The organism is Trinickia fusca, from assembly GCF_003628145.1.
Taxonomy (GTDB): domain Bacteria; phylum Pseudomonadota; class Gammaproteobacteria; order Burkholderiales; family Burkholderiaceae; genus Trinickia; species Trinickia fusca.
Window position 1 is genome coordinate 65,630 of the sequence record NZ_RBZV01000017.1, and the last position, 25,166, is coordinate 90,795.

Genomic DNA, 25,166 nt, shown 5'->3' on the forward strand with positions numbered 1-25,166 from the left:
CGTACGGTATCCGCGAAGGTGTAGCGGCGGCGCGGCCCGCCATCGATCGGCTGGCTCAATCGCGCTTGCCCCCGAACGAGCCCAAGCGCGACACCATGTGCGCCGCCATGCCGCGAAAGCCCCCCTGCACGCCGCGCCACAGCCGCGGCAACGCCCAGCTCGAAAACGCGAGGAAGCCGACCATCAGCAGCAGGAACAGCAAAGGCACGAACAGCGCGAGCGCCAGCCCCACGCACACGAGCACGTCCTCGGTCGACGAAGCGATCCAGTTCGACAGCGGCTCGGGCGAGAGATTGATCAGCGCGCGTGTGCCGGCCTTGGTCAGATGCGCCGAGCCGGCCAGCGTGCCGCCGGCGAGCGCGGCCACCGTCAACAACGCAGGGTCGGCATGGCCGAGCGAGCCGGCAGCCAGCAGCGCCCCGGCCGGGATGCGGATGAACGTATGGATCGCGTCCCACAGCGAGTCGAATGCGGGTATGCGATCGGCGAGGAATTCGGCGACGGTCAGCACGGCGGCCGTGCCGATGACCCAAGGCGAGGCGAGCGCCGACAACGTGTCGGGAAGATGCACGATGCCAAGCCGGGCGAATACGCCCACGAGCAGCACCGTCAGATAAAGGCGCAGGCCGCTGGCCCATGACAGGCCGGCGCCGAGCGAAAGTGCGTCGAGCATTGCCCCCTCCCCTTTGTCGTGGCGACGGCCACTTCGCGCGGCATCAGGCGCGCGGAAGGCTGTCACGGGCCGCGCGCGCCCCGCGGCGCGCGACTTGCATCCCATTATAGACAGGTCGCCGGTACGCCAACGCGCGATGCGCCGTTGCTGACGGGGGCCGTACGCAAGCTGCGCGTCAGGCGGCGCCGACGAGCCGGTAGCCGACGCCGGTTTCCGTGACGATGTGCTCCGGCTGGGCCGGATCGCGCTCGAGCTTCTGACGCAGGTGCGCCATATAGATGCGCAGATAGTGGTTGCTCTCGACGTGCGACGGGCCCCACACGTCGCGCAGCAGCTGCCGGTGCGTCAGCACGCGGCCTGCATGGCGCACGAGCGTCGCGAGCAGGCGGTATTCGATCGGCGTCAGGTGCACGGGCGCGCCGTCGCGCGACACGAGCCGCTGCGCGAGATCGACGCAGACCGGGCCGAAGCGCACCTGCGGCGACTCGCTCGTGCCTGCCAGGTTGCGCCGGCGCAGATGCGCGCGAATGCGCGCGAGCAACTCCGAGACGCCGAACGGCTTGGTCAGATAGTCGTCGGCACCCGCGTCGAGCGCGGCGACCTTTTCGGCCTCGTGCGTGCGCGCCGACAACACGATGACGGGCATCTCGCTCCAGCCGCGCAACTCGCGGATCACGTCGAGCCCGTCGGTGTCGGGCAGGCCCAGGTCGACGATGACGAGGTCAGGCTTGCGCGTGGCCGCCTCGACGAGCCCCTGCTTGCCCGTTTCCGCGTCGTACACGGCAATGCCCTCGGTCTCGAGCGACGTGCGCACGAAGCGGCGGATCTGCTTTTCGTCCTCGATCAGGACAACGGTGATGGTAGGCTCACTCATGATGCTTTATTCGTTGTGGGCGTCGCGTTCGACGCTGTGCCTTCGGCTACGGGCGGCAGCGCGGGAAGCGCCTCGATATCGCCTTCGACGTCAGGCGCGGCCGGTGGCGTCTCGACCGGCAGGGTAAACCAGAACTGCGCGCCGATGATCGTGCCTTCGGGACCGAGGCGGTTCGCCGCGCCGATCGTGCCGCCGTGCGCTTCGACGATCGCGCGGCAGATCGCCAGCCCGAGGCCGATGCCGGGCTTGGCCGATTCCTTTTCGCCGCGCGTGAACTTCTCGAAGATGCGCGCTTCCATGCCGTGCGGCAGACCGGGGCCGTTATCGTCGACCGTCACGCGCACGAACGGCCTGCCGTCCTCGTCGATGCGCTGCGCGCCGATCGCGATCGGCGTGCCGGCCGGCGTGTACTTCGCCGCGTTCTCGAACAGGTTCGAGAACAGCCGCTCCATCAATACCGCGTCGAGCTGCAACAGCGGCAGCTCGGGCGCCAGCGTGACACTGGCCGGATGCGGGGCGAGCACGCGCTTGCAGGCCGCGAGCGCAGCGCCGACCGTTTCCTCGAGCGGCGTCCATTGCCGGTTCAAGCGCAGGCTGCCGGCTTGCAGGCGCGCCATATCGAGCAGGTTCGTGACGATGCCCGTCATGCGCAACGCTTCCTCGTGGATGGCCTCGACGAGCTCGTCGCCGGGCTGTGGGGCAGCCATGCCCGCGCGCGTCTGCGCGAGCATCGACGAGAAACCGACGATGGCCGTCAGCGGCGTGCGCAAGTCGTGCGAAATGGCCGACAGCAGCGAATTGCGCAGGCGCTCGGACTCCATGTTCACGAGCGCATCGCGCGCGATGTCGACATAGTGGACACGCTCGAGCGCGAGCGCGATCTGCGCCGCGAACGCATCGAGCATGCGCTGCTGCTCGGGAATGGCGAGCTCGCTGGCATTTTCCATGACCACGGCCAGCACGCCGCGCGTGCGCATCGGCGCCTTCAGCGGCAAATACAGGGCCTGCGCGGCCGGCAGCGTATCGGTGCCGCGGCCTGCCGGCTTTTGCTGGTCGTAGACCCACTGCCCTACGTCGATATCGAGCGCCTCGCCTTGCAGCGTGACCTTTTCGTCGGGCTCCTCGATCTTCTGTTTCACCTTGTCGGCACTGTCGGGCAGCAGGATCGCGACGCGCGCGCGAAACACCTCGCTGACGTGGCGGCTGCCGATCTCGACGATCTGCTCGGTCGTCAGCGCCGCGCCGAGCTCACGCGCCATCGCGTACATCGCGCCCGTACGCCGTTCGCGATGTCGTGCCACGCTGGCCTCGCGGCGCAGGCTCGACGTGAGGTGGCTGATCACGAGGGAAGTCAGCAGCATGCCGAGGAAGGTCAGCAGATACTGCGTATCGGTGACCGAAAACGACATGCGCGGCGGCACGAAGAAGAAGTCGAACGCCGCCACCGACAGGAACGACAGCAGGACGCCGGGCCCGCGTCCGAGCCGGACGGCCGTGAACACGACGCCAAGCAGATACAGCATGACGAGGTTCGTCAGGTCGAGGTGCACCATCAGACGGCTCGCGATGGCCGTGATGACGGCACAGATCGCCGTCGCATAGGCATAGCTCGACGGCGGCGAACGCCAGGCGCTGCCGGCCGCGAGCGCCTCGCGCCATGCGCGAGCGCCATCGTCGAGCGCCGTGCCGCTCGCGCGGCTCGAACGTGTCTCCTGCTCGCCGAACGCGCGGATCAGCGTGACGTCGACGTCGCCGGCACGCTCGGCCAGCCGCTCGCCCATCGGCCGGCGCAGCCAGCGCGAAACGCCCGTGCGCACCGAGCCGCCCGCCACGAGCTTGGATACATTGCGCACGCGCGCATAGCCCACCAGCGCCGCGATGGCATCGCTGGCGGCCAGCGTGGCCGTCTCGGCGCCGAGCTCGGCCGCGAGCTTCAGCGCGTTCAACGTGTGCTCGCGCGTGGCATCGGACAGCCGTTGCAGCTTGGGCGTCTCGACATAGACGGCGATCCAGTCGGCTTTCAGGCTGGCCGCGAGCCGGGCCGCCGCGCGCACGAGCATCGGCGCCTCGGGCCCGGGCCCCACGCACACGAGCAGCCGCTCACGCGCCTGCCAGATACGCTGGATCGAGCGGTCGGCACGATACTCGCGCATCTGCGCGTCGACGCGATCGGCCGTGCGCCGCAGCGCGAGCTCGCGCAGCGCGATCAGGTTGCCCTTGCGGAAGAAATTGCGCACGGCGCGCTCGGCCTGCTGTGCCAGATAGACCTTGCCGTCGCGCAGGCGATCGAGCAATTCCTCGGCCGGCAAGTCGACGAGGGTGACTTCGTCGGCCATGTCGAACACGCGGTCGGGCACGGTCTCCCACACGCGAATGCCGGTGATCTGCCCCACGACGTCGTTCAGGCTCTCGAGGTGCTGCACGTTGACGGTCGTATAGACGTCGATGCCGGCGTCGAGCAGTTCCTGCACATCCTGCCAGCGCTTCAGATGGCGTGCGCCCTGCACGTTCGAGTGCGCGAGCTCGTCGACGAGCACCAGCTGCGGCTTGCGCGCGAGCGCAGCATCGAGATCGAACTCGCCGAGCTTGCGCCCGCGATACTCGATTTGCGCGAGCGGCAGCATCTCGAGCCCTTCGACGAGCGCGGCCGTTTCCTTGCGGCCGTGCGTCTCGGCGATGCCGACGATGACGTCGACGCCCTCGTCTTTGCGGCGGCGCGCGGCTTGCAGCATCGCATAGGTCTTGCCAACGCCGGCCGACGCGCCAAAGAAGACCTTCAGCTTGCCGCGCTGGCGCCGCTCTTCGTCGCGTTGCAGTCGATCGAGCAGTTGATCGGGATCGGGTCGGTTCATGCGAAAACAGTATGACGGACTGCGCAATAACAAGTGCGCGATGCTCCTATTGTCGAAGCACCGCGCGCAAAAGGCAAAGGCGACGCCCCATGCCGGCGGCGCCGCCTTTGCACAGCTAGGCCCCTGCTCAGCCGTGGCTGCCGTGCGCAGCCGCGTCGAGCGCGAGGTTCAGCTTCAGCACGTTCACGCGCGGCTCGCCGAACAGGCCGAACTGACGCCCGCTCGTGTTGCTCGCGACGATCGCTTCGACGTCGGCCGCCGACATATTGCGTGCCTTGGCTACGCGCTCGACCTGATAGACCGCCGCGGCCGGGCTGATCTCGGGATCGAGCCCGCTACCCGAGGACGTCACCAGATCGACGGGCACCGGCTTGGACATGTCCGTGCCGGCCGCCTTCAGCGCCTCGATACGGCCTTTCACCTCATCGGCGAGCGCCGGATTCGTCGGGCCCGTGTTCGAGCCACCCGAGTTCGAGGCGTTGTACGGCTGCGGGCTGGTCGCCGACAAACGCCCCCAGAAGTACTTCGGCGCATCGAATTGCTGGCCGATCAGCGCCGAGCCCACGGCCTTGCCATCGTGCTCGATGATGCTGCCGTTGGCTTGGAACGGGAAGACCGCTTGCCCGATGGCCGTGACGACGGCCGGATAAGCGAGCCCGGTGATCGCGGTCAGCACGGCGAAGACGACGAGAAGCGGACGAAAGAAGGAGTTCATTTTCACATTTCCTTGGCAATGACGAGCCGATCAATCAAACCCAGCCCAGTGCGGCCAGCACCATGTCGATCAGCTTGATGCCGACGAACGGCACGAGAATGCCGCCAAGCCCGTAGACCAGCAGGTTGCGGCGCAACAGCATGGCCGCGCCGAGCGGCCGGTAGCGCACGCCCTTCAGCGCGAGCGGGATCAACATCACGATGATCAGCGCGTTGAAGATCACCGCCGACATGATGCTCGATGCCGGCGTCGCCAGATGCATGACGTTCAGCGCGTTGAGCTGCGGATAGGTCGTCGCAAACACGGCCGGAATGATCGCGAAGTACTTGGCCACGTCGTTGGCGATCGAGAACGTCGTCAGCGAGCCGCGCGTCATCAGCATTTGCTTGCCGATCTCGACGATCTCGATGAGCTTGGTCGGGTTCGAATCGAGGTCGACCATGTTGCCCGCCTCCTTCGCCGCCTGCGTACCCGTGTTCATCGCCACGGCCACGTCGGCTTGCGCGAGCGCCGGCGCGTCGTTCGTGCCGTCGCCCGTCATCGCCACGAGCCGGCCTTCGGCCTGATGCGCGCGAATCGTCTTGAGCTTCGTTTCGGGCGTGGCTTCGGCCAGGAAGTCATCCACGCCGGCTTCGGCCGCGATGGCCGCCGCCGTGAGCCGGTTGTCGCCGGTCACCATGATGGTCTTGATGCCCATCTTGCGCAGTTCGGCAAAGCGCTCCTTGATGCCGCCCTTCACGATGTCCTTGAGCTCGATCACGCCCAGGATGCGTGCCGCGCCGCCAACCTTTTCAGCCACGACGAGCGGCGTGCTGCCGCGACGGGCCACTTCGGCCACCGCATTCGCCACTTCCGGCGAAAAGCGTCCGCCGTTCGCTTCGACGTACGTCTTCAACGCGTCGGCCGCGCCCTTGCGGATCTCGCGGTCGGCCAGGTCCACGCCGCTCATGCGTGTCTGTGCGCTGAACGCGATGAACGTCGGATGCAGCGCAGCCATGTCGCGTTGGCGGATGTTGAAGCGCTGCTTGGCGAGCACGACGATGCTGCGGCCTTCGGGCGTTTCGTCGGCCAACGAAGACAGCTGCGCCGCATCGGCGAGCGCCTCCTCGGCGATACCCGGGGCCGGCACGAAGCTCGATGCCTGCCGGTTGCCGAGCGTGATGGTGCCGGTCTTGTCGAGCAACAGCACGTCGACGTCACCGGCCGCTTCGACTGCGCGGCCCGACGTCGCGATCACGTTGGCCTGCATCATGCGGCTCATACCGGCCACGCCGATCGCCGACAACAAGCCACCGATCGTCGTCGGAATCAGGCACACGAGCAGTGCGACGAGCGCCGTGATCGTGACGACATGGCCGGCCTTGGCCGCCTCGACCGAGAACATCGAGAACGGCAACAGGGTCACCGTGGCGAGCAGCAGCACGATCGTCAACGCCACGAGCAGGATCGTCAGCGCGATCTCGTTGGGCGTCTTCTGACGCTTGGCGCCTTCGACCATCGCGATCATGCGGTCGAGGAACGCTTCGCCCGGATTGGCCGTGACGCGCACGACGATCCAGTCAGACAGCACGCGCGTGCCGCCCGTCACCGACGAGAAGTCGCCGCCCGATTCGCGGATCACCGGTGCCGATTCGCCCGTGATGGCCGATTCGTCGACCGACGCCACGCCTTCGATGACTTCACCGTCGGCGGGAATCGTGTCGCCCGTTTCGACGAGCACCACATCGCCGCGGCGCAGGTCGGTGGCCGTGACGATGCGCACGGGCGATTTCGGATGCGGCTCATTGAGCTTTTTCGCCATCACGTCGCGCTTGGCGCTGCGCAGCGACGCGGCCTGCGCCTTCGAGCGCCCTTCTGCGAGCGCTTCGGCGAAGTTTGCGAACAGCACGGTGAACCACAGCCACAGCGTGACGGCCAGAATGAACCCCGACGGCGCTTCGGCCTGGCCCGCGAGCGCAGCCAGCCACAGGATCGTCGTGAGGATGCTGCCGACGTACACGCAGAACATCACAGGGTTGCGCAGCTGCGTACGCGGCGTCAGTTTTTTGAACGAGTCCACGATCGCCGGGCGCACCAGCGCCGGATCGAACATGGACCGAGTAGCGGAATGTTGAGTCATGTGAATTCTCGAATGCGCTTGTCGCGTTCCTCGATCAATGGCCCGCGATCATCATCAGATGCTCGACGGCGGGGCCCAGCGCGAGCGCCGGCACGTAGGTCAGCGCGCCGACCAGCAAGACGGTGCCGAGCAGCAGCACGACGAACAGCGGGCCGTGCGTGGGCATCGTGCCGCTCGTGACGGCCACGCGCTTCTTAGCGGCCAGCGAACCGGCGATCGCCAGCACGGGCACGATCGTGCCGAAGCGGCCGAACCACATCGCAATGGCGGTCATCCAGTTGTAGAACGGCGTGTTCACCGACAGACCCGCAAACGCGCTGCCGTTGTTGTTCGCCGCCGAGCTGAACGCGTAGAGAATCTCCGAGAAACCGTGCGGGCCCGGGTTCGCGATGCCGGCCTTGCCTGCGGCCGTGAGCACGGCCACGGAGGTGCCGACGAGCACGAGCAGCGGCGTAAGCAGAATCACGATCGAGACCATCTTCATCTCGAACGATTCGATCTTCTTGCCGACGTATTCGGGCGTGCGGCCGATCATCAGGCCTGCGACGAACACGGCGAGCAGCGCGAACACGAGCATGCCGTACATGCCGGAGCCGACCCCACCGAAGATCACTTCACCGAGCTGCATCGACAGCATCGGCACGAGGCCGCCGATCGGCGTCAGCGAATCGTGCATGGCGTCGACGGCGCCGCACGACGCGACCGTCGTCGCCACCGTGAAGATGCCCGTCTGCGCGATACCGAAGCGCGTTTCCTTGCCTTCCATGTTGCCGCCCGCTTGCAGCTGGCTCGCCGACTGATCGACGTGCAGCGTGCTGAACAGCGGGTTGCCGGCCTGCTCGGCGCCGACCTCGGTCACCACGGCCGCTGCGAACGCGATCGTCATGACGGCGAGCACGGCGATCCCTTGCTTGCGGTCCATCACCATGTTGCCGAACACGAGGCACAGCGCGGCCGGAATGATGAGGATCGAGAAGATCTGCACGAAGTTCGAGAACGGCGTCGGGTTTTCGAACGGGTGTGCCGAGTTCGCATTGAAGAAACCGCCACCGTTCGTGCCGAGCATCTTGATCGCTTCTTGCGAGGCGACCGGGCCCATCGCGATCGTCTGCTTCGTCACCGGCGTGTCGACCATCACCGGGTTGCCCTTCGCATCCTTCACGGCATTGCCTTGCGCATCGAGCTTGGGCGCCGAATAGGTGGTCGCCTGCAGCACGGGCACGTCCTCGTACGTCTTCATGTTCTGAATGACGCCCTGGCTCATCAGCACGGCAGCCACGATGACGGACATCGGCACGAGCACGTACATCGTCACGCGCGTGAGGTCGACCCAGAAGTTGCCGATCGTCTGCGCCGTATGGCGCGCAAAGCCGCGGATCAGCGCGATGACGACGACGATACCGGTGGCCGCAGACAGGAAGTTGTGCGTCGCCAGGCCCAGCATCTGCGTCAGATAGCTGACCGTCGCCTCGGGCGTGTAGTCCTGCCAGTTCGTGTTAGTCGCGAAGCTGACGGCCGTGTTGAAGGCGCTGTCGACCGTCATCGGCCCGAACTGCTGCGGGTTACCCGGCAGCCATTGCTGAACGCGCAGCAGCCCATACGTGAAGATCGTGCCGAGCACGTTGAACGCGATCGTCGCGAGCGCGTAGTGCTTCCAGTTCATCTCGGCGTTCGCATCGACGCCGGCGAGCCGATAGAAGAAGCGCTCGATCGGGCCGCCAAGGCGCACGATGCGCGAGCTGCCGTCCATGACGCGCGTGATGTAGCGCGATACGGGCACGGCAGCAGCCAGCAGAACGACGAGGAAAACGGCTGCTTGCAGGAGGTTGTTCGAATTCATTCGATGTCCTCCGCGCACAGCAGTGCATAGACGAGATAAGCGAACAGCAGCGCCGTCGCCGCGCCCGATAACCACAGCATCCAGGTCATGAGCGTTCCCCCTGGCCGCGGCGTGCCCGATAGAGCTTGTCGCAGCCCGCAATCAACGCGAAGGTCAGCGCCGCGAACAGCACGATGCCCCCGACATACACCACATCCATTTATGTTCTCCATTTGAACGGATTTTGGACGGTGTAATCGTAGGGAAGCCCGCGTAAATGACGGGTCAAACCTTTTCGCATACGCGTAAACAACGCGTAAACGACGAAAGCGGCGCTGGACGCCGCTTTCGTTTTGCTTACGCAATGCTCGGGCTGCGCCGCGCTTGCCGCATCAGGGGATCAGGATCGTCGACCCCGTCGTCTTGCGCGCCTCGAGATCGCGATGCGCCTCTCCCACGTCCTTCAGCGCATAGCGCTGGCGGATGTTGGTCTTGACCTTGCCCGAGGACAGGACGTCGAACAGCTCGGCCGCCATCGCCTCGAGTGCACCGGGCTGGCCCATATAGGAGAACAGCGTCGGCCGCGTGAAGAACAGCGAGCCGCGGTTCGAGAACTCGGACGACTCGATCGGCGGCAGCGGCCCCGATGCGTTGCCGAAGCTCACGAAGTAGCCGAGCGGCGCGAGGCAGTCGAGCGAGCCTTTGTAGGTGTCCTTACCGATCGAATCGTAGACGACGGGCACCCCCGCGCCGCCCGTGATCTCCTTCACGCGCTCGGTGAAGTTCTCGCGCGTGTAGACGATCGCGTGGTCGCAGCCGTGCGCCTTGACTAGCTCGGCTTTCTCGTCGGAGCCGACCGTGCCGATGACGGTCGCGCCGAGCGCCTTGGCCCACTGGCACACGAACAGGCCCACGCCGCCGGCGGCCGCATGGATCAGGATCGTCTGCCCCGGCTGCACGCGATAGGTCTGGCGCAGCAGATACTGCGCGGTCAGGCCTTGCAGCATCGCCGAGGCCGCATCGTCGAACGACACCGCATCGGGCAGCTTCACGAGCGCCGCGGCCGGCAGCACGCGCGCTTCGCAATAAGCGCCGGGCGGCCGCGCGACGTACGCGACGCGATCGCCGTTCTTCAAATGCGTGACGCCGGCGCCGACCGCCGTGACCTCGCCGGCCGCCTCCATGCCGAGTCCGGCCGGCAATGGCTGCGGATAGAGACCGGTGCGAAAGTACACGTCGATGTAATTGAGGCCCACGGCGCGCTGCGCGATGCGCACTTCGCCAGGACCGGGCTCGCCGACCTCCACGTCGACCCACTGCATCACTTCAGGACCGCCCGTGCGTTCGTATCGAATCGCCTTGACCATCGTGCTCTCCTTCTCGTGTTCGGTTGGTTCGGGTGCTGCGGTTGATTCGGTTGGTTCGCCTGCTGCTGGCCGGCGCACGCTCAGGCAGCGTCGCTAGAGCGCTCCGCCAGCGCGTCGAGAATCATGCGCGCGGTGGCGACGTTCGTCGCGCACGGCACGTTGTGCACGTCGCATGCGCGCACGAGCGCATTGATGTCGGGCTCGTGCGGCTGCGGTGTCATGGGATCGCGCAGGAAGATGACCACATCGACTTCGCCTTGCGCGAGCTGCGCGCCGATCTGCAGGTCGCCGCCTTTCGGGCCCGACAGCATGCGCTCGACCGTGAGCCCGTGCGCGCTTGCGATGCGCCCGCCCGTGGTGCCGGTCGCGACGAGCGCACAGCGGCGCAGCGTGCCGACGTATTCGCCCGCGAGGGCGACGATGTCGTCTTTCTTGTGGTCGTGCGCGATCAGCGCAACGCGTGGGGTCATGACACGGCTCCTTGCTCGTTGATGCGGGGTCGATGCAGTAATAGTGTGAGGCGGCGGGCGACGGCGGGGAAATCCGGCTCGGACGCCGCGGGTGCGGGACGCTGCGCTAACGCGGACGCGACGTCGTCAGAACGTGCCGGGGTACGCGCCGCCGTCGATGAGCCAGTTCTGCCCCGTGATGTAGCCCGCATGCACGCTGCAGAGGAACGCGCAGGCCTTGCCGAATTCACCGGGTTCGCCGAAGCGGCCAGCCGGAATCGTCTTCATGCGCGCGCGGCGCGCCTCATCGAGGCTGACTCCCTTGCTCGACGCCTGCGCCGTGAACGTGGCCGCGATGCGGTCCGTGTCGAACAGGCCCGGCAACAGGTTGTTGATCGTCACGTTGTGCTGCGCGACGTTGCGGGCCACGCCGGCCACGAAGCCCGTCAAGCCCGAGCGCGCGCCGTTGGACAGGCCCAGCACGTCGATCGGCGCCTTCACGGACGAGCTCGTGATGTTGACGATGCGACCGAAACCGCGCGCGATCATGCCGTCGATGGTGGCCTGGATCAGCGCGATCGGCGTCAGCATGTTGGCCTCGAGCGCACGTAGCCAGTCGTCGTGCGTGAACTGCCGGAAGTCGCCCGGGGGCGGGCCGCCCGCGTTGTTGACGAGGATGTCGGGCTCGGGACAGGCCGCCAGTGCCTGTGCGCGGCCGTCAGGCGTCGTGATGTCACAGGCGACCGTGCGTACGCGCACACCTGTCTTCGCACGGATGTCGTCGGCCGTTTGCTCGAGCGTCTCGGCCGTGCGCGCCACGATCACGAGCTCCACGCCCTCCGCGGCCAATGCCTCGGCACAGCCGCGCCCGAGACCCTTGCTCGCCGCGCACACGAGCGCACGTCGCCCAGCGATTCCCATGTCCATACGTGTTCCTGACGGTTCGGATAACGAATGCGGACGATTGTAGAAGAATCGCTTGTTCGCTGCCGAAGGCGCGCACAGCACCGCATCGGATCCGCGCGGCCGCCCCGTCTTTCGGTAAACTTGCGCCCATCCCCAATCTATTGACGCGTGGCGCCCATGAAACAAGACAGCCGCTTTCCGAACCTCTTCATCCTCAACCATCCGCTGATCCAGCACAAACTCACGCACATGCGCGACAAGGACACGTCCACACGCACGTTCCGCGAGCTGCTGCGCGAGATCACCTTGCTGATGGGTTACGAGATCACGCGCAACCTGCCGATCACGACCAAGCGCATGGCTACGCCGCTCGTCGAAATCGACGCGCCCGTCATCGCCGGCAAGAAGCTCGCGATCGTCCCCGTGCTGCGCGCGGGCGTGGGCATGTCCGACGGCTTGCTCGAGCTGATTCCGTCGGCACGCGTCGGCCACATCGGCGTGTATCGCGACGCGGAGCATCGCCCCGTCGAATACCTCGTGCGCCTGCCCGACGTCGAGGACCGCATCTTCATCCTGTGCGATCCGATGGTGGCGACGGGTTACTCGGCCGTGCACGCCATCGACGTGCTCAAGCGCCGCAACGTGCCCGGCGACCGCATCCTGTTTCTCGCGCTCGTGGCGGCCCCGGAAGGCGTCGAGGTGTTCCAGCAGGCACACCCGGACGTCAAGCTGTACGTCGCGTCGCTCGATTCGCACCTGGACGAGCACGCCTACATCGTGCCGGGCCTCGGCGACGCCGGCGATCGTCTGTTCGGCACAAAGAACTGACGAATAGGGGGCGCTCGGCGCCGGCCGCGCCCCACCTGCCCCGCCGCTTACCGCTTCCCGGCGGGAAGCGGCATGTTAAAATCGCCTTCTGCTCATCGAGCGGCCCGCCCTGCTTACCGCTCAAGCTCGCGCGCGACGCGCCGCCCGATATCGCGACCATTCGCACATTCGCACCGACAAAACGCATCATGCGTGCGCCCAGCGCGCACGCGACGGAGAAACGGTATGGCTGGTCATTCCAAATGGGCCAACATCAAGCATAAGAAAGCCGCTGCCGACGCCAAGCGCGGCAAGGTCTGGACTCGTCTGATCAAGGAAATCCAAGTCGCGGCCCGCATGGGCGGCGGCGACGCCGATTCGAACCCGCGTCTGCGCCTCGCCGTCGACAAGGCCTACGACGCGAACATGCCGAAGGACAACATCAATCGCGCGATCCAACGCGGCGTCGGTGGTGTCGATGGCGCGAACTACGAAGAAATCCGCTACGAAGGCTACGGCATCGGCGGCGCTGCGGTCATCGTCGACACGATGACCGACAATCGCACGCGCACCGTCGCCGAAGTGCGGCACGCGTTCTCGAAGTTCGGCGGCAACATGGGCACGGACGGCTCGGTGTCGTTCCTGTTCGATCACGTCGGACAATTCATCTTCGCGCCCGGCACGCCCGAGGACAAGCTCATGGACGCGGCACTCGAAGCCGGCGCCGACGACGTCCTCACGAACGACGACGGCAGTATCGAAGTGCTGTCGCCGCCGCACGATTTCACCAAGGTCAAGACCGCGCTCGAAGCAGCGGGCTTCAAGGCCGAAATCGCCGAAGTGACGATGAAGCCGCAAACGGAAGTGGAATTCACTGGCGAAGACGCGGTGAAGATGCAAAAGTTGCTCGACGCGCTCGAGAATCTCGACGACGTGCAAGAGGTGTACACGAACGCCTCGATCGTCCTGGAGTAACCAGCGTGGCAAGCGTCGCGCGCAGCCGAGCGGCGGGCGCGGCGCGCTCGCTTAAAGAGCCCAGATTCTACGGCCGGCGCCTTGCGCCGGCCGTCCCTCTTTTACGTCTTCGGGGAATCATATGAAACTACTCGTCGTCGGTTCCGGCGGTCGCGAACACGCGCTCGCCTGGAAGCTCGCGCAATCGCCGCGCGTGCAGCTCGTCTACGTCGCGCCGGGCAACGGCGGTACGGCACAGGATGAGCGCCTGCTCAACATCGCCATCACCGATCCCGAAGCGCTGGCCGATTTCGCGGAGAAAGAGCAGATCGCCCTCACCGTGGTCGGCCCGGAAGGCCCGCTCGCGGCCGGCATCGTGAACCTCTTTCGCCAGCGTGGCCTGAAGATTTTCGGGCCGAGCAAGGAAGCCGCGCAGCTCGAGAGCTCGAAGGATTTCGCGAAGGCGTTCATGAAGCGCAACGGCATCCCGACGGCCGAGTACGAAACGTTCTCCGACGCCGCTGCCGCGCATGCCTACCTCGACAAGCAGGGCGCGCCGATCGTGATCAAGGCCGACGGGCTCGCGGCTGGCAAGGGCGTCGTCGTCGCCGCCACGCTCGACGAAGCCCATGCGGCCGTCGACATGATGCTGGCCGACAACAAGCTCGGCGATGCAGGCGCTCGCGTGGTCATCGAAGAATTCCTCGAGGGCGAAGAAGCGAGCTTCATCGTCATGGTCGACGGCAAGCATGTGCTGCCGCTCGCCTCAAGCCAGGACCACAAGCGGCTGCAAGACGGCGATGCCGGCCCCAACACGGGCGGCATGGGTGCCTACTCGCCCGCGCCGATCGTCACGCCGCAGCTGCACGCGCGCGTGATGCGCGAGATCATTCTGCCCACCGTGCGCGGCATGGAGAAGGAAGGCATCCGCTATACGGGCTTCCTGTACGCGGGCCTGATGATCGACACCGAAGGCAATCCGAAGACGCTCGAATTCAATTGCCGCATGGGCGACCCCGAAACGCAGCCGATCATGGCGCGCCTGAAGGGCGACTTCTCGAAGGTGCTCGAGCAGGCCATCGCCGGCACGCTCGACACGGTCGAGCTCACGTGGGACCGTCGCACGGCGCTCGGCGTCGTGCTGGCCGCGCACAACTACCCCGACACGCCGCGCAAGGGCGATCGCATCGGCGGCATCCCGCCCGAGACCGATGCGGCCGTCACGTTCCATGCCGGCACGGCGCTCGTCGACGACGGCAAGCTCGTGACCTCGGGTGGACGCGTGCTGTGCGTCGTGGGCCTGGCCGATTCGGTGCGTGGCGCGCAGTCTGCCGCTTACGAAACGATCAACCAGATCTCGTTCGACGGCATGCAGTACCGTCGCGACATCGGTTATCGCGCGGTCAACCGCAAACATTGAGGGGGTACGTCAAGCGCGGTGCGCGGCTGAAAGCCGCGGGGGTCGAGGGCGGGCGTTCGTTAAAATCGGAACAGCCCGTCCTGGTGACGACAGCCCCTGACACTTGTAGCCTGAAGCGCCCGCGCTTGCCTATCATGACCACCCCGATGACGACCCCGATGACCGCCTCGACTTTCGACGCCACTCCCGTTCGCGCTTACCTGCAAGGCCTGCAGACGCGCATTGCCGACGCGCTCGGCGCCCTCGACGGCAAGCCCTTCACGCGCGACGCGTGGGAGCGGCCGGCCGGCGAGCGCCTGGCGGGCGGCGGCGTGACGACCATCCTCGAGGACGGCGCACTGATCGAGCGCGGCGGGATCGGCTTCTCCGACGTGCGCGGCGGCGCGCTGCCGCCGTCGGCCAGCGCATCGCGCCCGCAGCTAGCGGGCCGCGGCTTCGAAGCGATGGGTGTGTCGCTGGTCATGCATCCGCGCAATCCGTACTGCCCGACGGCCCACATGAACGTGCGGCTGCTGTGCGCCACGAAGGAAGGCGAAGCGCCCGTGTTCTGGTTCGGCGGCGGCATGGACCTGACGCCCTACTACGCGTTCGAGGAAGACGCCGTGCACTTTCACCGTGTCTGCCGCGATGCGCTGGCGCCGTTCGGTGCCGAGCTGTACCCGCGCTTCAAGCACTGGTGCGACGACTACTTCTTCCTCAAGCATCGCAACGAGACGCGCGGCGTCGGCGGCATCTTCTACGACGATTTCGACGAGCTCGGCTTCGAGCGCTCGTTCGAGATGATGCGCAGCGTCGGCGACGCGTTCATCGAAGCCTACTTGCCGATCCTCGAAAAACGGCACGCGACCCCGTATGGCGAGCGCGAGCGCGCGTTCCAGGGCTATCGGCGCGGCCGCTACGTCGAGTTCAACCTCGTCTATGATCGCGGCACGCTGTTCGGCCTGCAAAGCGGCGGCCGCACCGAGTCGATTCTGCTGTCGATGCCGCCCATGGCGAATTGGCGCTATAACTGGCAGCCGGAGGCCGGCAGCCCCGAGGCCCGGCTCTACAGCGACTTCTTAAAACCTCGCGAGTGGCTCTGACCCGCCGCTCGCCCGCATCAAGGATCGACAACTGAATTCGCCCGCCCCGTCAGCCCATGCCGCACCCGACGCACCCATCCCGCTGCCACGCCGCGTGGGGCTGCTCGGCGGTACGTTCGATCCGATCCACAATGGCCACCTTGCGCTGGCTCGGCGCTTCGCCGAGCTGCTGCAGCTGACCGAACTCGTCCTGTTGCCGGCTGGCCAGCCCTGGCAAAAATCCGACGTCTCCAGCGCGCACCATCGTCTCGAGATGACGCGCGCAGCCGCCGCCTCGCTCGCGCTGCCGGGCGTGACCGTGACGGTCGCCCTTGACGAAATCGAGCACGACGGCCCGACCTATACCGTCGAGACGCTCACGCGCTGGCGCGCGCGCGAAGGCTTCGACGCCTCGCTCGCGCTGCTGATCGGCGCGGACCAGCTGCTGCGCCTCGATACCTGGCGTGACTGGCGGCATCTGTTCGATTTCGCGCACGTGTGCGCGGCCACGCGGCCCGGCTTCGATCTCGCCTCGCTCTCCCCGGAGCTGGCGCACGAGCTTGCGCGGCGCCGTGCCGACGACACACACGTACGCGGGACACCGAGCGGGCATTTGCTGATCGACACGACGCTCGCCCTCGACGTGTCGGCCACCGACATCCGCACGCACCTGCGCGCACACCTCGTTCCCAATACGCAGAGCGCCCCCGATACGATTCCGGCGGCGGTCTGGGACTATATTCTTCAACATCATCTGTACCATCAGTAACCATGGACATTCGTAAACTGCAACGCGCAATCGTGGACGCCCTCGAAGACGTCAAAGCGCAAGACATCAAAGTCTTCAACACGAGCCATCTGACCGAACTGTTCGATCGCGTGATCGTCGCGAGCGGCACCTCGAACCGGCAAACGAAGGCGCTCGCCTCGAGCGTGCGTGACAAGGTCAAGGAAGCGGGTGGCGACATCATCAGCACGGAAGGCGAGGACATCGGCGAATGGGTGCTCGTCGACTGCGGCGACGCGATCGTGCACATCCTGCAACCGGCGCTGCGCCAGTACTACAACCTCGAAGAGATCTGGGGCGACAAGCCCGTGCGCATCAAGCTCGCGAACACGAGCGGCTTCGGCGGCGCTCACGCCAGCGAACCGATGGACGACGAGGAAGACGAAGACGCTACCCCGGCTGTGAAGAAGCCGGCAGCGCGCAAGACTGCCGCCACCAAGACGGCCAAGCCCGCTGCGCGCAAAACGGCTGCGGCGAGCCCGGCCCGCAAGACGAGCTCGGGCCGGCGCTAACGCGCCGAAAGCGGTACGGCACGATCGATGAAACTGCATATCCTCGCCGTCGGCCACAAGATGCCTGACTGGATCACGGCCGGCTTCGACGAATACGCGAAGCGCATGCCGCCCGAGTTGCGCATCGAGCTGCGTGAACTCAAGCCCGAGCCGCGCACGGGCGGGCGCACGGCGCAAAGCGTGATGGCGGCCGAGCGTCAGCGCATCGAAGCGGCGCTGCCCAAGGGCGCCCGCGTCGTGGCGCTCGACGAACGCGGGCGCGACTGGACCACCATGCAGCTGGCCGAGGCGCTGCCGACCTGGCAGCAGGAAGGACGCGACGTGGCGTTCGTCATCGGCGGCGCCGACGGCCTCGATCCGCAGGTCAAGGCGCGTGCTGAACTGCTGCTGCGCATCTCGAGCCTCACGCTGCCGCACGGCATGGTGCGCGTGCTGCTTGCCGAACAGCTTTACCGCGCGTGGAGCATCACGCAGAATCACCCCTATCACCGCGTCTGATGCGCCGTCACGTTTCGTGAAGCGGCGCATCGCCGCCTCACGAGAACGCTAGATGCCGCAGCCAAACCACTCCTCGCCGTACCCGTTCGTTTATCTCGCCTCACAAAGCCCACGCCGGCAGGAACTGCTCGGGCAGCTCGGCGTGCGCTTCGAATTGCTGCTGCCGCGCCCCGACGAAGATGCCGAAGCGCTCGAAGCCGAGCGCGATGGCGAGTCGGCGCAGGTGTACGTGCAGCGTGTGTGCGTCGCCAAGGCCGAAGCCGCGCGAGCCCGGCTCGTCGCCGGCAGCCATGCCACCGCACCGATTCTCGTTGCGGACACAACCGTTTCGATCGACGGCGCGATCCTCGGCAAGCCTGACGACGTCGAGCACGCGGTCGAGATGCTGGCGCGCCTGGCCGGACGCGACCACGAAGTGTTCACGGCACTGGCCGTCGTCGACGCCGACGGCGCGCTGCTGCCACCCGCGCTGTCGCGCTCCACGGTGCGCTTCGCCGCGGCGCCGCTCGACGCGCTGCGCCGCTATGCGACGACGGGCGAGCCGCTCGGCAAGGCCGGCGCGTATGGCATCCAGGGCCGCGCCGCCGAGTTCGTCGAGCATATCGAGGGATCCTATTCGGGTATCATGGGTCTGCCCCTTTTTGAGACCGCCGCGCTGCTGCGCCAGGCCCGCGTCGACTTCTGAAGCCGTTTCGATTTCGAACCAGACATGAACGAAGAGATTCTGATCAATGTGACCCCGCAGGAAACGCGCGTCGCGCTGGTCCAGCAAGGCGCGGTGCAGGAGCTCCACGTCGAGCGCACCCTCTCGCGCGGACGCGTCGGCAACGTCTATCTGGGCAAGGTCGTGCGCGTGCTGCCCGGTATGCAGTCCGCGTTCATCGACATCGGGCTCGAGCGCGCCGCCTTCCTGCACGTGGCAGACATCTGGCATCCGCGCATCGCGGGCGAGCATACGCCGACCCCGCAGCCGATCGAAAAGACGGTGTTCGAAGGACAGACGCTGACGGTGCAGGTCATCAAAGACCCGATCGGTACGAAGGGGGCCAGGCTGTCGACGCAGGTCAGCATCGCGGGCCGCACGCTCGTTTATCTGCCGCAGGAGCCGCATATCGGCATCTCGCAGAAGATCGAGAGCGAAGCCGAACGCGAGGCGATTCGTGCGCGACTCATGGCCGTGGTGCCTAGCGAGGAGAAAGGCGGCTACATCGTGCGCACGATCGCCGAGGATGCGACGAGCGAAGAGCTCGGGGCCGATGTCGCCTATCTGCGCAAAACCTGGGCGACGATCGTCGCCCAGGCGCAGCGGCTGCCGCCTACCAGCCTGCTCTATCAAGACCTGAACCTTGCGCAGCGCGTGCTGCGAGACTTCGTCAACGACGAGACCACGCGCATTCAGGTCGATTCGCGCGAGACGCATCAAATGCTGGCCGAGTTCGCGGCGGAGTTCACGCCGGCCGTGAGCCCGAAGCTGCATCACTACACGGGCGAGCGGCCGCTGTTCGATCTGTACAACGTCGAGGCCGAGATTCAGCGGGCGCTGTCGCGTCGTGTCGATCTGAAGTCGGGCGGCTATCTGATGATCGACCAGACCGAGGCGATGACGACGATCGACGTCAACACGGGCGGCTATGTCGGCGCGCGCAACTTCGACGATACGATCTTCAAGACGAATCTCGAAGCCGCGCACACGATCGCGCGGCAGCTGCGCCTGCGTAATCTCGGCGGCATCATCATCATCGACTTCATCGACATGGAGAACGCCGAGCATCGCGATGCCGTGCTCGGCGAGCTCAAGAAGGCCCTCGCACGCGATCGAACGCGCTCGACCGTGAACGGCTTCTCGCAGCTAGGGTTGGTGGAGATGACGCGCAAGCGCACGCGCGAATCGCTGGCGCATGTGTTGTGCGAGCCCTGCCCTACGTGTCAGGGCAAGGGGCAGGTGAAGACGCCGCGCACTGTCTGCTATGACGTGCTGCGCGAGATCCTGCGCGAGTCACGGCAGTTCAATCCGCGCGAGTTTCGGGTGGTGGCGTCGCAGCAGGTGATCGATCTGTTTCTCGATGAGGAGTCGCAGCATCTGGCGATGCTGATCGACTTCATCGGCAAGCCTGTCTCGTTGCAGGTCGAGTCGAATCTCAGTCAGGAGCAGTACGACATCGTGCTGATGTGAGGAGGCATGGTGCGGGCTGAATAGCCCGCGCCTTGGGCGCGGGCATCTGCATCAACGGGCTCGCGCGTCAGTCCGTCCCGTACTTCGGCGAGCGCGGACCGTACATCCAGCCGTCCGGCGGACCTGCGTGCAGCAGGCGCGAACTCGTCAGGCCAGCGACGTCATGGCTTTCATCGGTGATCGTATGGGCAACCTGCTTGACGGCCGCCTGCACCAACATGAACAGCAAGCCGGCGTTGATGTCGACGTTGGTGCCGATTTCCTTGCCCGTCGCGCGTGCGTGGCCGTGCCACAGCGTATCGCCGCTACGTAGGTCGATGAGTTTCGCCGACGCATCAACGACACTCGTGCTATCAACCACCTCGTACACGGAACCGTATCGCGTCACCTTCGTGTACAGCGCCGCATCGGCACCGAAGATGTCGCGCAGCTTTTGCGGCGAAACATCCTGAATGTCGTTCGGCGTCGTCAAGCCGTTCTGCTTGAACGTCTCTTCCATCACCGCGACAGGCACGACGTAGTAGCCGCCTTCGGCGACCGGCAACGTCATTTGCGACAGCATGCTATCCGACGCCAGCACATCGGTGGTTTCGTTGATCGGCGGCAAGATCAGAATCGAATGCGGTTTGTTCTTCTTGAACGCCACGTAACTGCGGTGTGCCCCCTGCTGATTCGCACAAGCCGCGAGCATCACCACGGCAGACAGCGCCAGCAGACGCTTGAGGAAATTGAGTTTGGACATGGCTGCCTCGCGTTATTTGGGTTTCTTCATCAGGAAGTCCATGTAGGCGGACGACTCGGGGAAGAGCCGCTTCTCCTCGCCAAATTCCTGTAGGGCTTGATCGCCCTTGCCGACGCTCGCATAGAGCATCCCCAGATGCGCGTGGAAGCCCGGCGGCGGGTTGCCGTTCTTTGATTGGATCTGCTGGAGTGCCTTTTCGAGCGCGTCGATCTGAGCGTCAGGGGCGGTCTTGCCCTTGAAGTATTCGTAGACTTGCGGCTGATAGGCGTCCCACTGATAAAGCGAGGTGTCGTTATTTGCCGCGCAGCCGGAGACGAGGATCGTCACGGCGAGCGCCGGCAGCCCGGCGCTGCGGGCGATGTTGGTCAATGTCATCTTCTATCGTTATGGATGTCGATCGGAGGTGGAATCGAAGCGCGTCGCGGCTCCGACGTCACTGCGCCGATTTGAGCGCGCCGGCGTCGATCTGCTCCGCGAGGTGGTTGACCGCCTCTTGAATCGCGAGCTCGAGCACCTTGCCGTTGAGCGTCGAGTCGTAGGACGCGGTGCTGCCGAAGCCGATGACCTCGCGATTCGACAAGCTGAACTCGCCGGCCCCCTGGCTCGACAAGACGACTTCCGAAGTCGTCGTATCGACGACGTTCAGATTCACCTTCGCGTAGGCGATCTGGTGCCTGCCTTGGCCCAGGATGCCGAACAGCTGCTGATCGCCGACTTCCTTCCGGCCGAATTCGGTCACGTCGCCCGTGATCAGGTACGTGGCGCCCTTCACTGCCTGAGCCTTCTTCTGGAAGCCCGCTTCCTGCTTGATCTCGTCGAGGTTGTCGCGATCGAGCACGGTGAAGCGGCGGCTTTGCTGCAGGCTCGTCACGAGGATCGTCTTCGCCTGGCTGCCGAGGCGGTCGACGCTATCCGAGAAGATGCCGCGCAGGTAGCTCGAGCGGTTGTCGAATTTGCCGACGGCGATTTGCACGGGCTTGCCCGTGAACGGCGTCTGTGCGCTCGCGACTGGTTGTACTGGAAGCGTGCGCGACGATTCAGTCGTGCAGCCGCTCAATGCGGCTGCGACCAATGCAGTGATCAGGACACCGTATTTTTTTGATGGTCTCAAGTGCTTAATCCCTTTTTGAAACGCGCGTGGTCGCGCGGAAACGTGCCGTAGCGATCGTCTAGTTCGCCTAGTCGATCGTGGTCGGACTCTTATGAATTGGTTTGAATTTTCGAGTCGCAATCGCGCTGAGATGGCGCGGGACTTCTACAAAAACCGCTACTGATCATGGCCCCGTCACTTATGGTTCGTATTTATCGATGTTTGCGGGGGATTGTAGCCGAAGGCGATCGCCGCGATTGTGCCGGTGTGTGGGGATTCGTTTTTATAGCGCCGCGGCGCTGATGATCCTTGAGCGATGAAGCCAATGATGCGTGACATTGTGGCGTGCGGCGGGAAGCCAGACGATAGACAGCATGCGTATCCGGTCAAGTCGACTCTGTCAGGCCGTCAAGACCGTCTAGCTGCAATTCTCAGCGCTGCCTCTCGGATGAGGGCCTCCATGTCGGCCATCACCTCGTCATGGGGAACGAACACCACATTGGGGGCGTCTGCCTCGCGCAGCGCAGCCTCCATCTCGGCTCGTAACCAGCGGTCGTACGCTTCGGCCTCTTCGACCGTGGCGAATTCCGATTCGATGGGGGAAAGAATTGTAGGCATGGGTCGTAAGATACGCTCATCGAGCACCCGCTTTCCAACCCGGGACGTCGTTACCGCGTAACGACGTTCATGCCGCAGCGAACAACATTCAACCGATAACCACTTTTACCGGCTTGCCGACGCGGGCCAGCATCTCCACCAGAGCATCAATCGTGAACTTGCCAGCCTTCTTATTGACCACATCCGAGACGCGAGGCCGCGTGACGTGCAGTACCTCAGCGGCTTCGGCTTGCTTCAGATGGTGATCCTCGATCCACGAAGCGAGCTCGCCCATGAGCTGCTCCTTGAGCGCCAGCGTTTGGCCGATCAGAGCCCGCGACTCATCTTGATACCGCTGCGCCTCGTCAGAAGCGAAGCCCAGTTCGGCAAACAGGTTCGCTCCGGGCTTCGTCACATGGCGGATGCGCGTATCGATCTTGCTCATTTCTGCTCCTTCCTTTCTCGAACTACCACTCGGTAGCGAGTTTCGGCAATCTCTTTGTCGTGCTTTGACGTAGCCTGCGTCTTCTTCTGGAAGCAATGCAGCACATAGATCGCTTCCTCGAACTTGGCCACGTACATCACCCGGTAAATTCCCGCGCTGTCACGAATACGGATTTCTCGCATGCCAGAACCAATGTCGGCGAGCGGTTTCCAGTCGTCAGGGTCCAGTCCTGCCTGAACCCGCCCAAGCTGGAAGCCCGCCTCTCGGCGAGCGGTGGAGGGGAGCACGTCCGCCCCGTTCTCCAGCATCAGCGTCGCCATCGTTTGCCGGAACAGGTAGCACGAGCCGCGGGTGATTGCACACCTGCCACCGGAACCACACCTTGATCGGAGCCAGCTGCATATGTTGGCTGCGTCCCGACAGCGCTTCGCCGTTTTTCCTGCGATACAGGAACAAGTAACGCTGATACCAATCCAGCACTGGGCGCGTTACCTCCCGCGGGCGCGTCACGCCCCGCCCGTCGCACTACGAAATGAACGCGCGCAAGTGCGTCCCCTGATGCTCGACGGTCCCCTCGCTGTAGTTGCGCACCCGCATCCACTCCAGAAATGGTCGCCTCCGGTGATACAGGATCTGCGGATCGTCTGGCAGACCGATCAGGGCAGCGGCGCGCGTGGCGTGACTGCCTTTTTATTGGTGTTCGAAGCCAACGAGCACGGCCCCTCCGACGATCTGCGCTTGCAATTCAAGGCCATCGGTCATATGCGCCGAGGAGGGGTGCGCCATCATCAAGGCCGTGCTCAACGGCATGATCCTCAAGTACCAGGCCAAGCAGATCGTCGGCCTCGTCAGCGGCTAAGGAAGGAAGGGAGAAACAGCAGGAGAACTGAACTGCTCAATTGAAGCGCGGGCCGTGAGTGCTACCAACACTCACGGCCCGCTGACCACAACCAGTTCGACGGAGGAACTGACCATGGCTGATGCCAATCTTAAACCACACCCATCACGCACACGCCTGCGCGACAGCTGCGCCGTGACGCTACGCGATTCGCCCGACTACGGCACCACACAGCCCACTCCCGCTTTCATGCCTTGGATGCAGGTCGCCGACCTCTGGCTCCACCGCGTTGGCTTCGCTTCAGGGCAGCGCATGCGCCTCTCCTTCGACTACCGAAACCACTGCCTTACCATCTCGCCCGAGCGCTTCTAGCACCTCACAAACAGCAGGCCCGGCCGGGACCGGGTTTGCTGAATCAGCCTACTGCGGGTTACTCGCTAGCTCCTTGATCGCGTCTTCCAGCATCGCTTTGAATTCGTTTAAATCGAAGTGCCATGCTCCGTTGTTGGCTGCCGGATAAATCTCGATCTCGTAATCACTACCTGGCTCCTTCGATACTTCGGCAACCTGCCTGTTTTCGTGCCAGATTTCGTAGATGAGGTTCTCCCTGTCAGTCACGCTTGCAATCTGCGCCCTTAGCGATTTCATTTGTTCGGCTCCAAAAAACCAATAAATCTTCCGTCCACCCGATACCGAATACCTCGCCCATCAGAAGCCCGGACTTCGATGACATCACCGTAACGTCCACGGTTCATTTGCTCAACAGTACGTCCGGGATCATTCAGAATTTCATCGACGATTTTCTGCCCTTGCTCGTTGATTGCCGCAGGATTCCCTTTAGCAGCGGGAAACGAGCTACCGTCCCGGCCACCGTGCTTCTGCAACGCCCGGCCCGCCCCGGCTAACTCGCCTGACCTATCGGATGGGTCGGGTACCTTTGCAGCATCGGACCAGTCACTGATACTTCTCCCGCCAATCGACTGATCGCTATCCCCACTATTGAGCGTCGCATTGCTCGGCCCATGCCCCGTTGTACTCAGCGAGGCCTCCGCAGCCTGCCCCCCCGTGGAAGTTACCAACTGCAGCCCCGGACTCGCAGTTGGCCCCTCACCGCCCCCTGCTCCCGCAATCGCGCTCACGCCATTCGCGACGCTCTGAGCCACCAGGCTCGCAGGGGATTCGGACATCGTACGCTGAGCATCAGACTTCATCTGGTTGAGGAACTGGCTCACGAAGTCCGCAGCACCTCCACGAACGAAGTTCGACGCACCACGACCTACACCTGCGCCGCCCCAATCCCACGCCTGTGCAAGCTTATCGAGCCCTCCATCGACGATCGGGTCGTACTTGAACAACCCCGTCGCGTTCAGATTGGAGCAGCCCCCTGAAACACCGGACACAGCCTCCCACTTAAAATAACGGGTAGGCATAAGACTGTGTTTTTGACTAACACTAGGCAGGAAGTGAT

29 protein-coding genes and 1 pseudogene are annotated in these 25,166 nt (G+C 64.9%); 11 read left to right on the forward strand and 19 right to left on the reverse strand.

Annotated elements, in window-relative coordinates:
• Positions 1-55: 55 nt before the first annotated feature.
• The 11 genes from D7S89_RS25080 to D7S89_RS25130 form a co-directional block, all read right to left on the reverse strand.
• The gene (locus D7S89_RS25080) at positions 56-673 is read right to left on the reverse strand and encodes a DUF4126 domain-containing protein (RefSeq protein ID WP_121281610.1); all 618 of its coding nucleotides are present in this window, start codon (positions 671-673) and stop codon (positions 56-58) included.
• A 175-nt stretch (positions 674-848) separates the two neighbouring features.
• The gene (gene kdpE / locus D7S89_RS25085) at positions 849-1,547 is read right to left on the reverse strand and encodes a two-component system response regulator KdpE (protein WP_121281578.1); all 699 of its coding nucleotides are present in this window, start codon (positions 1,545-1,547) and stop codon (positions 849-851) included.
• The gene (locus D7S89_RS25090) at positions 1,544-4,399 is read right to left on the reverse strand and encodes a DUF4118 domain-containing protein (protein WP_121281579.1); all 2,856 of its coding nucleotides are present in this window, start codon (positions 4,397-4,399) and stop codon (positions 1,544-1,546) included. Before D7S89_RS25090 ends, kdpE begins: the two co-directional genes overlap by 4 nt.
• 127 nt (positions 4,400-4,526) lie before the next feature.
• On the reverse strand, positions 4,527-5,114 hold the full coding sequence (gene kdpC, locus D7S89_RS25095) for a potassium-transporting ATPase subunit KdpC (RefSeq protein ID WP_121281580.1): 588 nt from the start codon (positions 5,112-5,114) through the stop codon (positions 4,527-4,529).
• Positions 5,115-5,148: 34 nt separating this feature from the next.
• Positions 5,149-7,233, reverse strand: coding sequence for a potassium-transporting ATPase subunit KdpB (gene kdpB, locus D7S89_RS25100; RefSeq protein WP_121281581.1), 2,085 nt, complete (start codon positions 7,231-7,233; stop codon positions 5,149-5,151).
• A 34-nt stretch (positions 7,234-7,267) separates the two neighbouring features.
• A complete protein-coding gene (kdpA, locus tag D7S89_RS25105; RefSeq protein WP_121281582.1) occupies positions 7,268-9,073 on the reverse strand; it encodes a potassium-transporting ATPase subunit KdpA in 1,806 nt (601 codons plus the stop codon).
• A complete protein-coding gene (locus tag D7S89_RS25110) occupies positions 9,070-9,162 on the reverse strand; it encodes a potassium-transporting ATPase subunit F (RefSeq protein WP_121281583.1) in 93 nt (30 codons plus the stop codon). The genes kdpA and D7S89_RS25110 overlap by 4 nt, the downstream gene beginning before the upstream one ends.
• Complete coding sequence (locus tag D7S89_RS25115) at positions 9,159-9,272, reverse strand: potassium ABC transporter ATPase (protein WP_121281584.1); 114 nt, start codon at positions 9,270-9,272, stop codon at positions 9,159-9,161. Before D7S89_RS25115 ends, D7S89_RS25110 begins: the two co-directional genes overlap by 4 nt.
• Positions 9,273-9,444: 172 nt before the next feature.
• A complete protein-coding gene (locus tag D7S89_RS25120; protein WP_121281585.1) occupies positions 9,445-10,419 on the reverse strand; it encodes a quinone oxidoreductase family protein in 975 nt (324 codons plus the stop codon).
• Positions 10,420-10,499: 80 nt separating this feature from the next.
• Positions 10,500-10,889 (reverse strand): methylglyoxal synthase, encoded by a 390-nt coding sequence (locus D7S89_RS25125; protein ID WP_121281586.1) that lies wholly within the window; start codon positions 10,887-10,889, stop codon positions 10,500-10,502.
• 126 nt (positions 10,890-11,015) lie between these two features.
• A complete protein-coding gene (locus tag D7S89_RS25130) occupies positions 11,016-11,795 on the reverse strand; it encodes an SDR family oxidoreductase (RefSeq protein ID WP_121281587.1) in 780 nt (259 codons plus the stop codon).
• Between the two features lie 156 nt (positions 11,796-11,951).
• Between D7S89_RS25130 and upp the strand changes: the two genes are divergently transcribed.
• From upp to rng, 9 genes are all read left to right on the forward strand, one after another.
• The gene (gene upp, locus D7S89_RS25135; RefSeq protein WP_121281588.1) at positions 11,952-12,602 is read left to right on the forward strand and encodes a uracil phosphoribosyltransferase; all 651 of its coding nucleotides are present in this window, start codon (positions 11,952-11,954) and stop codon (positions 12,600-12,602) included.
• A gap of 225 nt (positions 12,603-12,827) precedes the next feature.
• On the forward strand, positions 12,828-13,556 hold the full coding sequence (locus D7S89_RS25140) for a YebC/PmpR family DNA-binding transcriptional regulator (RefSeq protein ID WP_121281589.1): 729 nt from the start codon (positions 12,828-12,830) through the stop codon (positions 13,554-13,556).
• Positions 13,557-13,677: 121 nt separating this feature from the next.
• A complete protein-coding gene (gene purD, locus D7S89_RS25145; RefSeq protein WP_121281590.1) occupies positions 13,678-14,955 on the forward strand; it encodes a phosphoribosylamine--glycine ligase in 1,278 nt (425 codons plus the stop codon).
• Between the two features lie 158 nt (positions 14,956-15,113).
• Entirely contained in the window at positions 15,114-16,037 is a 924-nt protein-coding gene (gene hemF, locus D7S89_RS25150; protein WP_121281612.1) for an oxygen-dependent coproporphyrinogen oxidase, read from the forward strand.
• A gap of 31 nt (positions 16,038-16,068) precedes the next feature.
• Complete coding sequence (locus D7S89_RS25155; RefSeq protein ID WP_121281591.1) at positions 16,069-16,785, forward strand: nicotinate-nucleotide adenylyltransferase; 717 nt, start codon at positions 16,069-16,071, stop codon at positions 16,783-16,785.
• A gap of 2 nt (positions 16,786-16,787) precedes the next feature.
• The gene (rsfS, locus tag D7S89_RS25160) at positions 16,788-17,315 is read left to right on the forward strand and encodes a ribosome silencing factor (protein WP_121281592.1); all 528 of its coding nucleotides are present in this window, start codon (positions 16,788-16,790) and stop codon (positions 17,313-17,315) included.
• Positions 17,316-17,342: 27 nt separating this feature from the next.
• On the forward strand, positions 17,343-17,813 hold the full coding sequence (rlmH, locus tag D7S89_RS25165) for a 23S rRNA (pseudouridine(1915)-N(3))-methyltransferase RlmH (protein WP_121281593.1): 471 nt from the start codon (positions 17,343-17,345) through the stop codon (positions 17,811-17,813).
• A gap of 52 nt (positions 17,814-17,865) precedes the next feature.
• Complete coding sequence (locus tag D7S89_RS25170) at positions 17,866-18,498, forward strand: Maf family protein (protein WP_121281594.1); 633 nt, start codon at positions 17,866-17,868, stop codon at positions 18,496-18,498.
• A 24-nt stretch (positions 18,499-18,522) separates the two neighbouring features.
• Complete coding sequence (rng, locus tag D7S89_RS25175) at positions 18,523-19,986, forward strand: ribonuclease G (RefSeq protein ID WP_121281595.1); 1,464 nt, start codon at positions 18,523-18,525, stop codon at positions 19,984-19,986.
• A 67-nt stretch (positions 19,987-20,053) separates the two neighbouring features.
• Here the strand turns inward: rng and D7S89_RS25180 are convergent, their stop codons facing one another.
• From D7S89_RS25180 to D7S89_RS25205, 6 genes are all read right to left on the reverse strand, one after another.
• Positions 20,054-20,728 carry a DUF799 domain-containing protein gene (locus tag D7S89_RS25180; RefSeq protein ID WP_121281596.1) on the reverse strand — a complete coding sequence of 225 codons (675 nt, stop codon included), beginning with the start codon at positions 20,726-20,728 and terminating at the stop codon, positions 20,054-20,056.
• A gap of 12 nt (positions 20,729-20,740) precedes the next feature.
• A complete protein-coding gene (locus D7S89_RS25185) occupies positions 20,741-21,103 on the reverse strand; it encodes a DUF4810 domain-containing protein (RefSeq protein WP_121281597.1) in 363 nt (120 codons plus the stop codon).
• A gap of 58 nt (positions 21,104-21,161) precedes the next feature.
• A complete protein-coding gene (locus D7S89_RS25190; RefSeq protein WP_121281598.1) occupies positions 21,162-21,839 on the reverse strand; it encodes a CsgG/HfaB family protein in 678 nt (225 codons plus the stop codon).
• Between the two features lie 387 nt (positions 21,840-22,226).
• Positions 22,227-22,436, reverse strand: coding sequence for a type II toxin-antitoxin system RelB family antitoxin (gene relB / locus D7S89_RS25195; protein WP_121281599.1), 210 nt, complete (start codon positions 22,434-22,436; stop codon positions 22,227-22,229).
• Between the two features lie 88 nt (positions 22,437-22,524).
• Complete coding sequence (locus tag D7S89_RS25200) at positions 22,525-22,860, reverse strand: helix-turn-helix domain-containing protein (protein WP_121281600.1); 336 nt, start codon at positions 22,858-22,860, stop codon at positions 22,525-22,527.
• Positions 22,857-23,180, reverse strand: coding sequence for a type II toxin-antitoxin system RelE/ParE family toxin (locus D7S89_RS25205; RefSeq protein WP_121281601.1), 324 nt, complete (start codon positions 23,178-23,180; stop codon positions 22,857-22,859). The genes D7S89_RS25200 and D7S89_RS25205 overlap by 4 nt, the downstream gene beginning before the upstream one ends.
• A gap of 238 nt (positions 23,181-23,418) precedes the next feature.
• Between D7S89_RS25205 and D7S89_RS28355 the strand changes: the two genes are divergently transcribed.
• Positions 23,419-23,763: a hypothetical protein gene (locus D7S89_RS28355; protein WP_147426762.1), complete on the forward strand. Its 345-nt coding sequence runs from the start codon at positions 23,419-23,421 to the stop codon at positions 23,761-23,763.
• 70 nt (positions 23,764-23,833) lie between these two features.
• The gene (locus tag D7S89_RS27290) at positions 23,834-24,070 is read left to right on the forward strand and encodes a hypothetical protein (RefSeq protein ID WP_147426763.1); all 237 of its coding nucleotides are present in this window, start codon (positions 23,834-23,836) and stop codon (positions 24,068-24,070) included.
• A 48-nt stretch (positions 24,071-24,118) separates the two neighbouring features.
• Here the strand turns inward: D7S89_RS27290 and D7S89_RS25210 are convergent, their stop codons facing one another.
• Entirely contained in the window at positions 24,119-24,346 is a 228-nt protein-coding gene (locus D7S89_RS25210; RefSeq protein ID WP_121281602.1) for a hypothetical protein, read from the reverse strand.
• A pseudogene (locus D7S89_RS25215) lies at positions 24,343-25,166 on the reverse strand (hypothetical protein); the annotation flags it as partial. The pseudogene D7S89_RS25215 and the gene D7S89_RS25210, both read right to left, overlap by 4 nt.

What these genes read in the sequence shown, in the direction of transcription:
- D7S89_RS25080 (WP_121281610.1), bottom strand. Translation starts at nt 673, where the DNA reads ATGCTCGACGCACTTTCGCTCGGCGCCGGCCTGTCATGGGCCAGCGGC.
- kdpE (WP_121281578.1), bottom strand. Translation starts at nt 1,547, where the DNA reads ATGAGTGAGCCTACCATCACCGTTGTCCTGATCGAGGACGAAAAGCAG.
- D7S89_RS25090 (WP_121281579.1), bottom strand. Translation starts at nt 4,399, where the DNA reads ATGAACCGACCCGATCCCGATCAACTGCTCGATCGACTGCAACGCGAC.
- kdpC (WP_121281580.1), bottom strand. Translation starts at nt 5,114, where the DNA reads ATGAACTCCTTCTTTCGTCCGCTTCTCGTCGTCTTCGCCGTGCTGACC.
- kdpB (WP_121281581.1), bottom strand. Translation starts at nt 7,233, where the DNA reads ATGACTCAACATTCCGCTACTCGGTCCATGTTCGATCCGGCGCTGGTG.
- kdpA (WP_121281582.1), bottom strand. Translation starts at nt 9,073, where the DNA reads ATGAATTCGAACAACCTCCTGCAAGCAGCCGTTTTCCTCGTCGTTCTG.
- D7S89_RS25110 (WP_121281583.1), bottom strand. Translation starts at nt 9,162, where the DNA reads ATGACCTGGATGCTGTGGTTATCGGGCGCGGCGACGGCGCTGCTGTTC.
- D7S89_RS25115 (WP_121281584.1), bottom strand. Translation starts at nt 9,272, where the DNA reads ATGGATGTGGTGTATGTCGGGGGCATCGTGCTGTTCGCGGCGCTGACC.
- D7S89_RS25120 (WP_121281585.1), bottom strand. Translation starts at nt 10,419, where the DNA reads ATGGTCAAGGCGATTCGATACGAACGCACGGGCGGTCCTGAAGTGATG.
- D7S89_RS25125 (WP_121281586.1), bottom strand. Translation starts at nt 10,889, where the DNA reads ATGACCCCACGCGTTGCGCTGATCGCGCACGACCACAAGAAAGACGAC.
- D7S89_RS25130 (WP_121281587.1), bottom strand. Translation starts at nt 11,795, where the DNA reads ATGGACATGGGAATCGCTGGGCGACGTGCGCTCGTGTGCGCGGCGAGC.
- upp (WP_121281588.1), top strand. Translation starts at nt 11,952, where the DNA reads ATGAAACAAGACAGCCGCTTTCCGAACCTCTTCATCCTCAACCATCCG.
- D7S89_RS25140 (WP_121281589.1), top strand. Translation starts at nt 12,828, where the DNA reads ATGGCTGGTCATTCCAAATGGGCCAACATCAAGCATAAGAAAGCCGCT.
- purD (WP_121281590.1), top strand. Translation starts at nt 13,678, where the DNA reads ATGAAACTACTCGTCGTCGGTTCCGGCGGTCGCGAACACGCGCTCGCC.
- hemF (WP_121281612.1), top strand. Translation starts at nt 15,114, where the DNA reads ATGACCGCCTCGACTTTCGACGCCACTCCCGTTCGCGCTTACCTGCAA.
- rsfS (WP_121281592.1), top strand. Translation starts at nt 16,788, where the DNA reads ATGGACATTCGTAAACTGCAACGCGCAATCGTGGACGCCCTCGAAGAC.
- rlmH (WP_121281593.1), top strand. Translation starts at nt 17,343, where the DNA reads ATGAAACTGCATATCCTCGCCGTCGGCCACAAGATGCCTGACTGGATC.
- D7S89_RS25170 (WP_121281594.1), top strand. Translation starts at nt 17,866, where the DNA reads ATGCCGCAGCCAAACCACTCCTCGCCGTACCCGTTCGTTTATCTCGCC.
- rng (WP_121281595.1), top strand. Translation starts at nt 18,523, where the DNA reads ATGAACGAAGAGATTCTGATCAATGTGACCCCGCAGGAAACGCGCGTC.
- D7S89_RS25180 (WP_121281596.1), bottom strand. Translation starts at nt 20,728, where the DNA reads ATGTCCAAACTCAATTTCCTCAAGCGTCTGCTGGCGCTGTCTGCCGTG.
- D7S89_RS25185 (WP_121281597.1), bottom strand. Translation starts at nt 21,103, where the DNA reads ATGACATTGACCAACATCGCCCGCAGCGCCGGGCTGCCGGCGCTCGCC.
- relB (WP_121281599.1), bottom strand. Translation starts at nt 22,436, where the DNA reads ATGCCTACAATTCTTTCCCCCATCGAATCGGAATTCGCCACGGTCGAA.
- D7S89_RS25200 (WP_121281600.1), bottom strand. Translation starts at nt 22,860, where the DNA reads ATGAGCAAGATCGATACGCGCATCCGCCATGTGACGAAGCCCGGAGCG.
- D7S89_RS25205 (WP_121281601.1), bottom strand. Translation starts at nt 23,180, where the DNA reads ATGGCGACGCTGATGCTGGAGAACGGGGCGGACGTGCTCCCCTCCACC.
- D7S89_RS28355 (WP_147426762.1), top strand. Translation starts at nt 23,419, where the DNA reads ATGCTCGACGGTCCCCTCGCTGTAGTTGCGCACCCGCATCCACTCCAG.
- D7S89_RS27290 (WP_147426763.1), top strand. Translation starts at nt 23,834, where the DNA reads ATGGCTGATGCCAATCTTAAACCACACCCATCACGCACACGCCTGCGC.
- D7S89_RS25210 (WP_121281602.1), bottom strand. Translation starts at nt 24,346, where the DNA reads ATGAAATCGCTAAGGGCGCAGATTGCAAGCGTGACTGACAGGGAGAAC.